Below are 15,199 nucleotides of genomic sequence, written 5' to 3' on the forward strand. Positions count from 1 at the left end.
TTTCTTATCTAATTTCATTACGTTTTATGGTGGCGGTGATGCGAATGTCTACCCCAACCATACGAACGTCTGTAATGTTTAAATCTATGACGTCAGCCATAGCGCTTAACCCTAAAGCACCGATAAGCCCCCGACCATCGCTGCCCATGAGTTTTGGCGCAAGGTAAACAATGAGCTCATCTACAAGATTAGCCTTTATCATCGCACTCGCTAGCGTAGCTCCAGCTTCAACCCATAAGTGATTGATATGGTGCTCATCAGAGATACGTTTTAATGTCGTTGATAAGTCAATTTGGTCAGCGCTGTCCAATAGAGGGATACAGTCTCCATCAGAGCGAACAATAACTCGTTCTCCATCGGTATGGAACAGCTTGAGCGCATCAGTTAAATGGTTCTGACGGTCTAAGATTACACGTACTGGTTGACGAAGCTCTTCTTGTAAATACTGCGCTTGAACACTATTAGGTAAGTCATCCCAGCGCACATTGAGTGATGCATTATCATCAATCACCGTTTTGCTAGTAGAAAGAATGCCACCACTCATTGCTCGATAACGCTGCACATCTTGGCGGGCCGCTGGGGAGGTGATCCATTGGCTCTGACCATTATTGAGTGCGCTTTGCCCATCCAAACTGGCTGCCATTTTTAATTGAACAAACGGCATGCCTGTGCGCATGTACTTTATAAAACCAGGGTTAAGGGCAAGGGCATCTTGCTCTAACAAGCCGATTTGTACTTCAACTCCGGCATCACGCAACATCTGGATGCCGCGACCTGCAACTTTCGGGTTTGGGTCTACCATGGCGCAAACCACACGTGCCACTTTGGCTTTAATCAGCCCTTCGGCACATGGCGGTGTACGGCCGTAATGAGAGCAAGGTTCTAGCGTCACATAAGCGGTTGCACCAACCGCTTTTTCACCCGCCATGCGCATCGCGTGCACTTCGGCATGCGGCTCACCAGCACGATGGTGATAGCCTTCACCGACAATTTCTTCATCACGAACGATGACACACCCTACATTTGGATTAGGGGCGGTGGTATAAATGCCACGTTTCGCTAACTTAATAGCTCGTGACATCATGGCGAAATCTAAATCAGAAAACGCTCTTTCAGGAGTGTGTTGAGTCATGAGCTACTCAGTCTTCTAGGCGGGCAATCTCTTCGCCAAACTCGCGAATATCTTCAAAGCTTCGGTAAACGGAAGCGAAACGAATGTAAGCCACCTTATCGAGCTCTTTGAGCTGGTCCATGACTAAATTACCAATCATTTCACTCGGAACCTCTCGCTCACCCGTCGCACGCAGTTGTGATTTGATCATACTGATCGCTAACTCTATAGAATCGGCACTCACTGGGCGTTTCTCTAAAGCGCGTTGAATACCGCCAACCATTTTATCTTCATCAAATGGTTCACGGTTGCCATTCGATTTGATCACTTTAGGCATCACTAACTCTGCGCTTTCAAACGTAGTGAAACGCTCGCTACACGCCAAGCACTGACGGCGACGTCGAACTTGATGGCCATCAGCCACTAAGCGGGAATCAATAACTTTGGTATCGTTCTCGGAACAAAAAGGACAATGCATATCACCTCCATATCTATACCAAAATAACCTCATGAGCAATCACGGATAACCACGCGTTCATGGTTATACGGACTCTATTAAAGCTATTTGGGTATAACGCTTTCAAACCGAAATAAAAGCTCATGTAGTGTAGCGGAATTGGTATGTTAGACAAAACAAAAAGGGGCGCAAAGGCCCCTTTTTCACTCAAGATCTCGTCGAATGTGTTAACTGCGTGCTAAGTAGTTCGCTTTACCAACCCACTTGTAACTAGTTAGCTCTTCTAAGCCCATCGGACCGCGTGCATGTAGCTTTTGCGTAGATACTGCGACTTCTGCGCCAAGGCCAAATTGCGCACCGTCTGTAAAGCGCGTTGAAGCATTCACATAAACCGCCGCCGAACCGACAGAATTGATGAACAGTTCTGAGTTTTCCAAACTATTGGTCATGATCGCATCTGAGTGGCTCGCGTTATGGACACGCATATGATCAATGGCATCTTTCACATCAGACACAACTTTTACACCAAGAGTGTAGCTCAACCATTCCGTATCAAAGTCACCTTCAACAGCATCGCGAATTTGTGTTGCTTGAGCCATCAGTGCTTTTGCCTTAGGCTCTGTCACGAAGGTCACTTTATCGTTCATGCGCTCTACGATCATTGGTAGGAATTGCGCTGCAATTTTTTCATGCACGAGCAGCGTATCTAATGAGTTACACGCAGATGGACGTTGAACTTTAGAGTTCTCAACCACATTCAGGGATTTCTCTAGATCAGCGGATTCGTCGACAAAGATATGGCTGATACCAAAGCCACCAATAATCACCGGAATCGTGCTGTTTTCTTTACACATTTTGTGTAGGCCAGCACCACCGCGTGGAATGATCATGTCGACGTAATCGTCCAACTTAAGCAATTGAGAAACAAGCTCACGATCTGGTTTTTCAATGTACTGCACAGAAGCGGCTGGAAGGTTCGCCTTTGCGAGCGCAGACTGAATAACCTTCACTAATTCCATATTCGAGAAAAATGTCTCTTTGCCACCACGTAAAATGCTTGCGTTGCCGGTTTTCAAGCACAACGCTGCAATATCAATGGTTACGTTTGGACGCGCTTCATAAATTACGCCTACGACACCAAGCGGCACACGACGACGAGACAGTGACATCCCATTTTCCAGTACCTTACTGTCTATTTCGCTGCCTACAGGATCGTTCAAGCTAATGACGTTGCGAACATCATTCGCAATTGCAGTCAATCGTTCTTCATTAAGCAAAAGGCGATCGAGCAGCGCATCGGTTAAACCCGCTTCACGGCCAAGTTCGATGTCTTTAGCGTTTGCCGCCAAAATAGCAGCGGAGTTTGCTTCTAGCTCATCAGCGATGATGGCTAATGCTTGGTTCTTTTGCGCAGTTGACGCTGTCGCTAATTCGAAAGCTGCATCTTTAGCAGCTTTACCCATATTCGTTAAATCCACTTTGCTTCCCTCTAATTCTATTCCTGAATGACGACCAGATCATCGCGGTGAATCACCTCAGAGCCATAATCATGCCCCAAAATAGAGATGATATCTTTACTGTGTTTGCCCGTAATTTTAGTTAGGTCATCACTTGAGTAGGCGCTGATGCCACGAGCCACCAACTTACCGTGAGCGTTTGTTACACGCGCCACTTCGCCTCGTGCGAAGTCACCACTAACTTTGATGACCCCTTTAGCAAGTAGGCTACTCCCCTTGCCGACCACAGCATTGACTGCACCATCATCAATAACGATGTCGCCCGATGCCGCAGGTCCCGCTAGAATCCAGCGTTTACGGTTCTCTAAGGCTTCAGCGCAAGGTAGGAAGCGCGTGCCCTGAGGTTCAGCACTTAGAGAGTCAAAGATAACATTCGGCGCACTACCAGCAGCAATAATAACCTCGATACCTGCGCGGCGAGCGATGTCTGCGGCTTGCAGCTTCGTTGCCATACCACCAGTACCCAATGTTGTACCGCTTCCACCTGCGATTTTACGCAGCGTGTCGTCGATGGTTTTTACTTCCTTGATAAGCTCTGCGTTCGGATCTTTACGAGGGTCAGCAGTAAACAGACCTTTTTGGTCCGTTAAAAGCAAGAGCTTATCTGCACCACATAAAATGCCTACCAAAGCGGAAAGGTTGTCGTTATCGCCAACTTTAATCTCGCTAGTCGCAACGGCATCATTTTCGTTTACGATAGGAACAATATCGTTCGCAACGAGCGCATTAATAGTGTCACGCGCGTTAAGGAATCGCTCACGATCTTCTAAATCGGCACGGGTTAGTAACATTTGGCCGATCTTGATACCATAAATACCAAACAAAGACTCCCATGTTTGAATCAAGCGACTCTGCCCCACCGCGGCAAGTAACTGCTTACTCGCCATCTCGTTGGGCAATGCGGGGTAACCAAGATGCTCACGGCCTGCTGCAATAGCACCAGACGAAACCATTACGATTGAATGGCCTTGTTTTTTAAGCTCAGCACACTGGCGTGCTAACTCAACCATGTGTGCACGGTCGAGTGCCAGAGTGCCGCCTGTCAGCACACTTGTACCCAGTTTCACAACGACAGTTTGTGGTTGTGAAACAACTGCATTTTGTTGATTCGTTGTCATGATGTCTTCTGAAGTGAAAAACAAATAAAGAGAGGATGTTTTAACAATCAAATAGGGAATTAACAAGAGAAAAGGTGCGTTTTCGCACCTTTTTGTTTGGTATTAAATGAAAACAACCAAATTAAGCGAAATCGAAAGACTCCGTGTGATATTCGACTTCTAATTTGAAGTGTTCTTCTAAAGTATCAACCAGCTTTTGATGGAATGTGCTCTGCGTGAGATACACTTCCTCTACCACTTTTTTGGGAAGGGCTTCAGATACCCATTGCCCTTCTTTGTTGTACTTGCCAATATGATATTTAGCAGTAAAGCCTCCCTCGATGGATTCCAAATCCATCCACCAGCCCCAAAATTCACGCTTCTCAGGCGATTTTTTGTCGTCTACACATACAGATAAACAATCAAAATAATAGCGCCCTTCTTGCGATTGTGGTTCGCGCAGGTAAGGCCCTATCGCCTTCAACTTTGACATCAAGCGAAAGTGAGTCGGGCCCTGAGTCGTCTCTGACATATGAATCTCCGTTTTCATAGTTAAAAGTAAACACCCAAGAATGATTATTATTTTTAATTATCATGAGCTTATTTTTTGCTCAGATATATCACTCTTAACTAATTTAGGAGAATTGTCACCCTAATAATTCATCTTCTAGCCACTTTATGGCTAAATCGAGGGATTGCTCATATCCTTTTGTAATTGTTTTGGAACTGATTTTTTTCGCTCTACCATACTGGCTAAATAGAGCAACAAGTTGATTATCACTGTGTGGCGACACTGGATCGCCTTCAAGACTCAAAGCCAAAATAGGCACTTTGGTTTTTCGACTGCTCAGGAAGCCCTGAACCTTCAATGACCACGCCATCATCTGACCAGCCATGCTATTAATATCAACCGCATTTTTCCCCAAACGGGAAGCCAAAAGATCTAGGTACATCTTCGGCATTTTTTGTAACTTCTGAGGGGAAGTAAAAATATCATGTACGGGTGCGCCTAGAGCGACACAAGCTTTGATCTTTTCTTGCTCGACAAAAGAGAGTCTGATCATGGCATTACCACCAAAACGAAACCCAACTAACCCCACTTTGTGATGATCAACCCAAGGTAGCGAGTAAAGCTCATTCAATACCGCTTGATGTAGGCAACTTGAATTCTCGGTCAAGGGCCAATGAGAGCTATGCCCTACTGAAGGCATGTCTACGGTTAACATCGCAATATCTCGCGGTGCAAGACGATTACGGAACAAACGCCACATGTCGGTTTGTAGAGTATCCAAACCAGCGCTCACCATGACCACAGGCAACTGTTTATCCGTTCTTGGTAAATGGAGGTTCGCGATGATTTTGCGATTTTGGTAAGGCACTTCAATTTGCTTGATGGTGTACTTAGTTTTTTCTGCGCCGTCAGAATACGCTTTGTTTGCCAGTACTTGAGCCTGCGATGCCAAGTTGTCATTTTTTAAATGTGGGTAGCCGGCAATACTAAAACACAAAGAAGCAGTGAAGAGTTCATCCGCTGCCTCTTCTCCTTGCATTTCATTTGCTCGCTTCTGATGATCCATACCAAGCTTGATCCACTCAAATGTCCAGTTACCACTGTGATAACCCATTACAGTGTCTAACCAATCATCATTGGTTCGCGAGTGAGATGATGAAGCAATTTTGGACAGTACGCCTTCCATTTCGATCGGAGACAATCCTTGCCAAGCCCATTGCAAGCGACGCAAATGACGATACCAAGCACGATCACCCTGCGCTTCTCGTTCATCAAGTATTTTTTTACTGGTCGGCATGTACTGGGTAAGCGCGGAGGTTTCTTTTGCTTGCTTATGTTTCACGAACAAAGTTTCGGAAAGATTTTTACTGACGTCTTCAGACATAGGAAGAACCCTAGGCTATTAGCATGATTTAATATCATAATAAAAAAAATGCCCCTATAAAGGGGCATTTCTCAATATTCTTTAACCGCGCTTATTTTTGCTTGCGGTTTACTGGCTCAGCATACTGGATTGACATATCCCAAGGCTGCTCGATCCAAGTGTCTTGAGCAATATCTACAACGTAATCATCCAGCAGCTCTTTGCCTGATGGTTTCGCACACACAGCGATCATTTTCGCTTTTGGATACATCTCACGTAGTTTGCGCGCTGTATCACCACTGTCTACTAGGTCTTCAACGATTAGGTAACCTTCGCCATCACCTTCAGGTGCTTTTAGTACCGTCATATCGCGCTGATGATCATGGTCGTAGCTTGAAATACAGATTGTATCAACGTAACGAATACCCAGTTCACGAGCCAAAATAGCGCCAGGAACCAAACCGCCGCGGCTTACCGCCCAAATTCCTTTCCATTGCTCAGCTGGCATTTGTTTCTCAGCCAGTTCACGGCAGTAAGTCTGCATTGCATCCCAAGTGATAATGAATTTTTTACTCATTGTAATAACCTAATAATTTGAAAATATGCATCCTCAAAATCTAGCGAAGTCACTCAAAAGCGGAATGCTCACTAACTTCTCCAAAATGTTTGGAGACGAGGATTTCAAGCTGCGCAAACGATTATTCTACCGAAACACACCGCTAATACCAACGGTGATATCAAAATTCTCTGCCTATTCCGCAGAAAAACCGTCTTCTGTGAACAACGTAAAAAAAGAAAAAGCCAGCGTGAATAAATCCACACTGGCTTTTTGCTCGAGAAATTAACCGACGAGGTATTTAACGATGAAGATGGCTGACATCACCCATACACTCATCGACACTTCACGGCCCTTACCGCTGAATAACTTGATCGCCGCGTATGCGATAAAGCCTAACGTGATACCTTCTGCAATCGAGAATGTTAGCGGCATAACTAAACAAGTCACAACAACTGGGGACGCTTCAGTTAGGTCACGCCAATCAATGCTTACTAGCCCAGACAGCATCAAGATCGCCACATAGAATAGCGCACCTGACGTTGCATAAGCAGGGATCATACCCGCAAGTGGTGAGAACAATAGAGCAAGTAGGAAGAGTACACCAACAACCACGGCTGTTAGACCAGTACGCCCACCCGCAGCTACACCAGAAACGCTTTCAATATAAGATGTCGTGTTGGAGGTACCAAGTAATGCACCTACTGACGTTGCTGTTGAGTCTGCAAGTAACGCTTTGTTTAAACGAGGGATGTTGCCATTCTCATCAGTTAGGCCTGCTTTTTGAGAAACGCCAACGAGCGTACCTGCGGTGTCAAATAAATCGACAAATAGGAAAGCAAATACGACGGAAATCATGCCTACTTCAAACAAACCAGAGAAATCCAGTTGCATGAAAGTTGGCGCAATGCTTGGTGGCGTTGACATAATACCGCCCCACTGCACATCACCAAATAGAAGACCAAGCGCTGTAACGCCAAGAATGGCGATCATCACCGCACCTTTCACACCACGGTGAACCAATGCAATCGTAAGAAAGAAACCAATCGCGGCCAATACAGATGGCAATGATGTGATCTCTCCCATAGAAACTAATGTCGCTGGGTTATCAACGACGATACCTGCATTTTTTAATGCGATAAACGCTAAGAAAAGACCAATACCAGCTGAAATACCTGTTCGTAGAGAATGCGGGATCGAGTTAATAATCCACTCACGGATCTTAAATACGCTTAAAAGAATGAACAGAAGGCCAGAAACAAATACAGCCGCTAACGCAACTTGCCACGTATAACCCATTCCCAATACAACAGAGTAAGTGAAAAATGCGTTCAGGCCCATTCCTGGTGCCTGTGCGATTGGGTAATTGGCAACAAATCCCATAATAAAACAGCCGATTGCGGCAGCAAGACAAGTCGCAACAAAAATGGCGCCACGGTCCATACCGGTATCCGACAGGATCGCTGGGTTTACAAAAATAATGTAAGCCATAGTTAGGAAGGTCGTAACACCTGCAATGATCTCAGTGCGCACATTTGTGCCATTTTCACTGAGTTTAAAAAGCCTCTCGAGCATGATCGAATCCTGTAAAGGTAAAAAGTAAACGGTTGCGTAATCGATTGGCGGGAATTATAAAGTTATCAAATAGCAAATTCTAGATAGAATCTTCACTCTAATGCGTTTTTTTTCTTTGGATATGAAACACATTCTCTAATCTATCAAAGCAAGCAAAGAAATATATTCTTATAAAACAATAGGTAACCCAGATAACACAGTTCTCTAAAAGAGAATAAAAACTGAGCAATGTACTAAACTTTCAGATGAAAAAGGCCCATTTTAAACATGGTATCTAACAGATTTGATGGAAAAGTCGATAAAACCGAAGAATGGGGAATAGAAGAAGGCTTTGATGGCAATAAGTGAGTCAGGAAGAGAAAATAGAGATAAAAAAACGCCACCCAATTTGGGTGGCGGTGAATCATGTCAGCACTATCACTGAAAAAAAATTCCAATTTATAGGGGTGAACAAACTGTTCGAGTCACATGCGTTGACTTCACTTAGTAGCCAAAGCTTGTTGGGTATACAAAGTTACCGGTGTAAACAGACTTGCTATTCCAGAACATTGTACTTGGTAAACCTTTCATAACTATCACCTTTTAAATCAATTAAACATTCGTTGATTTCTCGGTTCCTTGGAGGCGATAAAACGGACTCATCCTTTGAGCATTTCATTCTTCTCTCAGAAGCTGGTTACAAATATACCACCAAGAAATTTAATTACAAGCATTTTAGTGATTGAAATCACAAAAAATGCATAAATTGACCTTTATCAAAGTTTATGTGTAATTAAATTACAATTTTATGAATTAAAAAATAAAGCCACTTTCAGAATGTATGATAGAGAACACATAGTGCTTGTTATTGTATTCACAAACTGTGACAGTTCTGAGAGAAATCCTTGTGATCGCGACTACTCGTACTCCTTATCTGGTGGTATGCTAACGGCAATTTGAAGGCCAAATCGTCTAGCATTTAATGCTACCTTGACAATATTTTTACGGTATATATTTGGCAAAGCACATCAAAAGGAGTCCTCCGTGTCTGAGTTCCATTCTGAGATCAGTACCTTATCACCTGCTCCACTTTGGCAGTTTTTCGATAAGATTTGTTCAATCCCTCATCCATCGAAACATGAAGAAGCATTAGCACAGTACATTATCAACTGGGCAACAGAGCAAGGCTTTGACGTTCGCCGTGATCCAACCGGTAACGTGTTCATCAAAAAGCCCGCGACACCAGGAATGGAAAATAAGAAGGCTGTTGTACTTCAAGCACACATCGACATGGTGCCGCAGAAAAACGAAGACACTGAACACGACTTCACCAAAGATCCAATCCAACCTTACATCGATGGCGAATGGGTAACTGCGAAAGGCACGACGCTTGGTGCAGATAACGGTATTGGTATGGCTTCTTGCCTTGCTGTATTGGCATCTAAAGATATTAAGCACGGTCCACTCGAAGTTCTGCTGACGATTGATGAAGAAGCAGGCATGACTGGCGCATTTGGCCTTGAAGCTGGTTGGTTAGAGGGTGAGATTCTTCTAAATACAGACTCTGAGCAAGAAGGCGAAGTCTACATGGGTTGTGCAGGTGGCGTTGATGGCACCATGACTTTCGATATTTCTCGAGAATCAACGCCTGCAGGTTTTGTAACACGCCAACTGACGCTGAAAGGCCTAAAAGGTGGTCACTCAGGTTGTGACATTCACACAGGTCGCGGTAATGCCAACAAATTACTTGGTCGTTTCCTTGCCGGTCATGCTCAAGAGCTTGATTTACGTTTAGTCGAATTCCGTGGTGGTAGCTTACGTAATGCAATCCCTCGCGAAGCGTTTGTTACTGTCGCGCTTCCTGTCGAAAACCAAGACAAGCTTGCTGAGCTGTTCAACCACTACACTGAGCTGCTTAAAACTGAATTGGGTAAAATCGAAACAGGTATCGTAACCTTTAATGAAGTGATCACGACTGACGCCCAAGTATTTTCAATCGCCGATCAGCAACGATTCATTGCGGCACTTAACGCTTGTCCAAACGGCGTAATCCGTATGAGTGATGAGGTGGAAGGCGTTGTTGAAACTTCTCTAAACGTTGGTGTGATCAGCACAGAAGAAAATAAAGTCACCGTGCTTTGCTTGATTCGTTCTCTCATTGACTCTGGCCGTAGCCAAGTGGAAAGCATGCTGCGCTCGATTACTGAGCTAGCAGGCGCACAAATTCAGTTCTCAGGCGCTTACCCTGGCTGGAAGCCAGATGCAGATTCCGAGATCATGGCAATTTTCCGTGATATGTATGAAGGCATTTACGGTCATAAGCCGAACATCATGGTCATCCATGCTGGTCTTGAGTGTGGCCTATTTAAAGAACCATACCCACACATGGATATGGTTTCTTTCGGTCCAACAATAAAATTCCCTCACTCTCCAGATGAGAAAGTGAAGATTGATACTGTTCAGTTGTACTGGGAACAGATGGTCGCGCTTTTAGAAGCGATTCCAGAGAAAGCATAATTCAATCACGAAAAACGACAAAGGGTGCCATACGGCACCCTTTTTTTGGTTTAGTTGAACCCAACTACACACGGTTTTGCGCGTAAGCGGCTAACTCATCCATTGAGGTTTGTGCAGCAACTTCACCATCAATGTAGTAAGTAACAAACTCACCATCGCGTACACCCATGAGTGTCGCCTTTTCACCGTTACTGTAAGTAATATCCATTTGAACGGTGTTCTCATCGATTTGCTGCATTCGCCCCTGCTCAATGACACGGTTATCCGCTAATGGTGCGATTGGTGCAGTCGTTAACGACTTATCTAACTGGTGATTGACATCAATGTAAGTATCTACCTTTGTATCGAAGATATGTGGCTTACCATTTAACGGGTTCTTACCCGTCCAAAATTCTAGAGAGTTAAACACGATATAATCCGCTGCGATCGCGACACCATAAACAGGCGCTAAAAGCATATTTAGACCACCTCGAGCGTAACGGTTGTCAACAGCTTTCAAGTTAAACCCCATAACATAACCTGTCACGGCATTACTACCTACGCAACCTGAAAGTGGAACTGCTACCGCAGTCAATGCACCAATTTTAGCAATTGCCTTTTTCATCAAAACCTCTAGTTAGAAAGTGTGAAACCTCAAATTCGGCGCGGATATTATCGGATAAAAAGTAGGGTTAAAAGTCCGTTTTTTTGTCCTCCATGAACAGTATTATTTTTAATACAGTCACATTTTTTAAGGCTATTATTGCGCACTCTTCTCTATGTCTTGTTATGTATTAAACTGATAGAAAAGATCATATTGAAAACAAAAACTTCACACATACCAAAATTTCACGCATGACGATTAAAGTAATTTGTCGTGTCCTTAATGAGAATGATTAGTGCGATTTTGCAGCAATTGTTACATTGCTGATGACGCATTTGACAGAGATGGTTTATGGCCAGAAGTAAAAAAAGCAAAGTGTTTGAGCTCTTAGGACATCAAATACAACCAGGACAACGATTAGAGATCGAATTTGAAGCAGCGAAGCTATATACACATTCGCCTTTATCTATTCCTGTGGAAATCATCCATGGGAAACAAGAAGGACCAGTGTTAATGGTGAATGCTGCTATCCATGGTGATGAGCTTAATGGCGTAGAAATCGTTCGTCAGATCATTAACCAACTGGATCCACAAAAACTGAAAGGCACTGTCATTGCAGTACCTATCGTTAACGTTTTTGGTTTCATCCATAAATCTCGTTACTTGCCCGACCGACGAGATCTCAACCGTTGCTTTCCTGGCAGTGAAAAAGGCGCACTTGCATCTCGTATGGCACACGGGTTCTTTAACAACATTGCCAAGCGTTGTGACTACATTTTGGATCTACACACAGGAGCCATTCACCGCACGAACTTGCCACAGATTCGCGCAAACTTAAGCAACCCAGAAACTCTACGTATTGCTCAAGCATTTGCGACGCCAGTGATTGTTGATTCAGCATTGCGTGATGGCTCTTTACGCAGTGAAGCAGAAAAATGCGATATTCCAGTGCTCACCTACGAAGCTGGCGAAGCATTGCGTTTTGATCCACTTTCGATAAGCGCTGGTGTACTCGGGGTTCGGCGCGTAATGCAAGCCATTGGTATGTTGCGTGCGAGCAGGAAAAAGCTGCCTGAGCCTATCATAGCGAAGTCCACCAGCTGGGTTCGCGCGTCAGGTAACGGCATTTTGCGTACTGTCGTTAATCTGGGAGACAAAGTAGAACAGGGGGAAACGCTCGCTTATATTAGCTCTCCTCTTGGTCATGATGAGATAGAACTAAAAGCCCCGAAGCGTGGTTTGGTTATCGGTCAACAAACATTACCATTGGTGAACGAAGGCGATGCAATTTTCCACCTTGCCTATTTTAACCAAGGTGATAATGCTTTAGAGCAAGCAGTCGAAAGCTATATTGAAGGCCTCACTGAATTCGATGCCGAGCCGCTGACAACCGGACAGATACCGTTAGAAACTCAGTAATTCCTATCAAATAGGCGCCTGATTAGCTCAAAAGGAGCAACAGTGCTCGCACTATCTTGTTTAAAGCCAATAAGCTCAGCGTCCATGATGCTGGGCTTTTTGTTTTATGTACGCTAACGATACTTATCGTAGTTTCCACGAATGGATAAAAAACTTTACAATCCGTCGCAAAAACACATTTGATAATTAATCTCATTATCATTTATTAATCGTAATAATGTTCTTATAATCCCAGCTTCATAAAAACACTATAAATCATCAATATGAAACGATTAAAAAGTCATCCATTCAAAGTAAATCTCATTTCACTGGCTTTGCTCTTCCCTCTTTATTCATATGCCGAGACAGCGCCAAATGAAGAGCTTGAAGTCATAGGCGTTCGTTATGCCAAACCTATTACCATTGCTGAGCCTGCGCAAACCACCATTAATTGGTCAGAGATTGAAGAGCAACAGTACTCTAATTTTGCCTCAATGATCGATGCCGTTCCCGGTGCATCAATAGATGGTGGCGGTCGTTCTGGTGGCGAACGTATTAACATTCGTGGTTTTGATGATCCAAGCGATATCGCCGTCTTTGTCGATGGCGCTCCAATTGGCTTTCAACAATACCGCTACGGTACCTTCTTTTTTGATCCGTTCTTAATTGGCGAAGCAGAAATTATCAAGGGCGCGCACGACTATCGAGCACTCAACGGGAAGTTTGGTGGCTCCATTCGCATTAAAACCAAAAGTGTCGATGATCTCCTGTACGGCGAAAGAAACTTTGGTGCTCGCATCTCAAGTGCATACAACACCAACGGCGATGAGAACGCCTACACGCTAACACTCTATGGTAAAAACGATACTGGTTTTTATTTTCTAGCGAATGGCTCGGTAAAAGATTCTGATGACATTAAAGTCGGAGGTGGTGAAACGCTAGATTACTCAGGTTATGAGCAAGAAAACATGCTCGTAAAGGTCGGTTATGAAAATAACGATCACGAGTTTGAAATTAGCCATACTCGCTACAAAGATGAAGGTCGTAAACCTTGGGCTAACCGTCGCGGAAAAATGCCTAACATCACCGAATACAATATCAAGAAATACGGCTCATTAGAAAAAGCCCAATACGCTTACACCGTCGATAACAAATACACGGACAACACCACAACCATCTCTTACCACTACATGCCGACTAACCCGTATATTGATTTCAATATCAAAATGGCACGTTCCGAAAACGATCGTCATTGGGTTCGCCCTGACGTAGCATTCGAGAAAATGTTCGTTTCTGTTGGCAGTTACGGTCATGAGTCATGGCTGAGTTACGAGCGTGACTACGTTGATGTGTTTAACCAAGCACAATTCGGAGACCACACTCTAGTCACTGGGCTTCAATATCAAAAAACCGATAGAGACTCGTTAGTATTCAACGCATCATACGACAGTAATGAAGCGAAAAACTACGGTTGGTACACCCCTTACTACGAACCATCTGGCACGCAGTCAATTTATGCCGCTTACATTGCTGATCACTATCAAGCAACAGACCGCCTAACAATCACACCTTCTCTGCGTTACGAATACATCAAGAGTGAAGGAAAAGGGAACGCAGCGCCGGATTATAATGATCCAGCTGCCGGACATGACTATGGTGAAACGACGCATAAAGGCTTTAGCCCACGTTTGGATATCGACTTTGATGCGAGCAATAATACGCGTTTAAACGCCTCCTACGCCTACGCTCTAAAAGCACCAACCGTTGATAACATCTACTCAGTGCAATATGCGCGCGCTACCGCTACGGCTACTGCTTTGAATCTGGACGTGTCTCGTATCCATGCTTATCAAGCAAGCGTTATCAACTTAACGGAAGGGCTGGTGAACTCTCGCGATAACCTCGCAACAGAGTTAACTATGTTCTATAACGATGTTAGCGACACAGTTGATATACGAACGGGCGAAAACCTCGACAAAAATACTACTGAGTTACAAAGCTGGAATACAAACCTAGATGGCTTTAAAAACTATGGCTTTGAGCTAATTTCACAATACCGGATTGAAGATTTCTACAGTAATTTCTCAGCAAGTTACATTCGCGGCAAAAACAAAGGTAGCCTATCTGACTCTACAGGTTCAGATGATGATCATCCTGATGTACCGCCATTAAACATTAATCTGGGTTTAGGTTACGAATGGATTCCTGGTTTACGTACGGGCTGGGAAGTCCGTTGGTATGATGCGCAAACCAAAACCAAGGCAAGCGGTAACAATTTAAAAGTGAAATCGCCAAGTGAGCAATACACGCTACAAAACGCTTACGTGGTTTGGGAAATACAACAAGTCGAAGGCTTGAGCATTGGCGCGGTTGTGAAAAACTTAACCGATCGTTACTACGAAGCATACCTATCTAATGGCGTGCCTTCGCCTGGTCGCGAAGTCAAACTGCACCTCACTTATCAATACTAACCATACCTAAAAGATGCAGGGCAGACATTAACTGCCCTGTTATATCGTATCCAATGGCCATAAT

At 44.1% G+C, this 15,199-nt stretch carries 12 protein-coding genes; 3 read left to right on the plus strand and 9 right to left on the minus strand.

Translation table 11 applies throughout. The features are described 5' to 3' along the window. Positions 1-4: 4 nt before the first annotated feature. From ribD to R7O13_RS17670, 8 genes are all read right to left on the minus strand, one after another. A complete protein-coding gene (ribD, locus tag R7O13_RS17635) occupies positions 5-1,132 on the minus strand; it encodes a bifunctional diaminohydroxyphosphoribosylaminopyrimidine deaminase/5-amino-6-(5-phosphoribosylamino)uracil reductase RibD (RefSeq protein ID WP_318304348.1) in 1,128 nt (375 codons plus the stop codon). A 7-nt stretch (positions 1,133-1,139) separates the two neighbouring features. After that, a complete protein-coding gene (nrdR, locus tag R7O13_RS17640; protein ID WP_005381578.1) occupies positions 1,140-1,589 on the minus strand; it encodes a transcriptional regulator NrdR in 450 nt (149 codons plus the stop codon). Positions 1,590-1,795: 206 nt separating this feature from the next. Next, on the minus strand, positions 1,796-3,046 hold the full coding sequence (locus tag R7O13_RS17645) for a glutamate-5-semialdehyde dehydrogenase (protein ID WP_104978847.1): 1,251 nt from the start codon (positions 3,044-3,046) through the stop codon (positions 1,796-1,798). A 17-nt stretch (positions 3,047-3,063) separates the two neighbouring features. Continuing rightward, positions 3,064-4,203, minus strand: a complete 1,140-nt coding sequence (proB, locus tag R7O13_RS17650) for a glutamate 5-kinase (protein ID WP_005383771.1) — start codon at positions 4,201-4,203, stop codon at positions 3,064-3,066. A gap of 121 nt (positions 4,204-4,324) precedes the next feature. Then, complete coding sequence (gene crl, locus R7O13_RS17655) at positions 4,325-4,714, minus strand: sigma factor-binding protein Crl (protein ID WP_005381584.1); 390 nt, start codon at positions 4,712-4,714, stop codon at positions 4,325-4,327. 115 nt (positions 4,715-4,829) lie between these two features. After that, a complete protein-coding gene (gene frsA / locus R7O13_RS17660; protein ID WP_005381586.1) occupies positions 4,830-6,077 on the minus strand; it encodes an esterase FrsA in 1,248 nt (415 codons plus the stop codon). Positions 6,078-6,168: 91 nt separating this feature from the next. Further along, the gene (gene tet(34) / locus R7O13_RS17665) at positions 6,169-6,633 is read right to left on the minus strand and encodes an oxytetracycline resistance phosphoribosyltransferase domain-containing protein Tet(34) (RefSeq protein ID WP_005381590.1); all 465 of its coding nucleotides are present in this window, start codon (positions 6,631-6,633) and stop codon (positions 6,169-6,171) included. A gap of 264 nt (positions 6,634-6,897) precedes the next feature. Next, entirely contained in the window at positions 6,898-8,187 is a 1,290-nt protein-coding gene (locus R7O13_RS17670) for an NCS2 family permease (RefSeq protein ID WP_005381592.1), read from the minus strand. A 1,023-nt stretch (positions 8,188-9,210) separates the two neighbouring features. Here R7O13_RS17670 and R7O13_RS17675 point away from each other — a divergent pair. Further along, positions 9,211-10,683 (plus strand): aminoacyl-histidine dipeptidase, encoded by a 1,473-nt coding sequence (locus R7O13_RS17675; RefSeq protein ID WP_053350265.1) that lies wholly within the window; start codon positions 9,211-9,213, stop codon positions 10,681-10,683. A 64-nt stretch (positions 10,684-10,747) separates the two neighbouring features. On the opposite strand, the gene R7O13_RS17680 is transcribed toward R7O13_RS17675, so the two are convergent. Next, positions 10,748-11,287: a DUF3332 domain-containing protein gene (locus tag R7O13_RS17680; protein ID WP_318304351.1), complete on the minus strand. Its 540-nt coding sequence runs from the start codon at positions 11,285-11,287 to the stop codon at positions 10,748-10,750. A 330-nt stretch (positions 11,288-11,617) separates the two neighbouring features. Between R7O13_RS17680 and R7O13_RS17685 the strand changes: the two genes are divergently transcribed. Further along, positions 11,618-12,685: a succinylglutamate desuccinylase/aspartoacylase family protein gene (locus R7O13_RS17685; RefSeq protein WP_017820600.1), complete on the plus strand. Its 1,068-nt coding sequence runs from the start codon at positions 11,618-11,620 to the stop codon at positions 12,683-12,685. A 263-nt stretch (positions 12,686-12,948) separates the two neighbouring features. Then, positions 12,949-15,135, plus strand: a complete 2,187-nt coding sequence (locus R7O13_RS17690) for a TonB-dependent receptor domain-containing protein (protein WP_213866987.1) — start codon at positions 12,949-12,951, stop codon at positions 15,133-15,135. The last annotated feature ends 64 nt before the right edge of the window (positions 15,136-15,199 follow it).

The sequence above is a fragment of the Vibrio sp. Y176 genome, from assembly GCF_033438945.1.

Coding starts and splice junctions, on each gene's coding strand:
- ribD (WP_318304348.1), bottom strand. CDS start 1,132: ATGACTCAACACACTCCTGAAAGAGCGTTTTCTGATTTAGATTTCGCC.
- nrdR (WP_005381578.1), bottom strand. CDS start 1,589: ATGCATTGTCCTTTTTGTTCCGAGAACGATACCAAAGTTATTGATTCC.
- proB (WP_005383771.1), bottom strand. CDS start 4,203: ATGACAACGAATCAACAAAATGCAGTTGTTTCACAACCACAAACTGTC.
- crl (WP_005381584.1), bottom strand. CDS start 4,714: ATGTCAGAGACGACTCAGGGCCCGACTCACTTTCGCTTGATGTCAAAG.
- frsA (WP_005381586.1), bottom strand. CDS start 6,077: ATGTCTGAAGACGTCAGTAAAAATCTTTCCGAAACTTTGTTCGTGAAA.
- R7O13_RS17670 (WP_005381592.1), bottom strand. CDS start 8,187: ATGCTCGAGAGGCTTTTTAAACTCAGTGAAAATGGCACAAATGTGCGC.
- R7O13_RS17680 (WP_318304351.1), bottom strand. CDS start 11,287: ATGAAAAAGGCAATTGCTAAAATTGGTGCATTGACTGCGGTAGCAGTT.
- R7O13_RS17685 (WP_017820600.1), top strand. CDS start 11,618: ATGGCCAGAAGTAAAAAAAGCAAAGTGTTTGAGCTCTTAGGACATCAA.
- R7O13_RS17690 (WP_213866987.1), top strand. CDS start 12,949: ATGAAACGATTAAAAAGTCATCCATTCAAAGTAAATCTCATTTCACTG.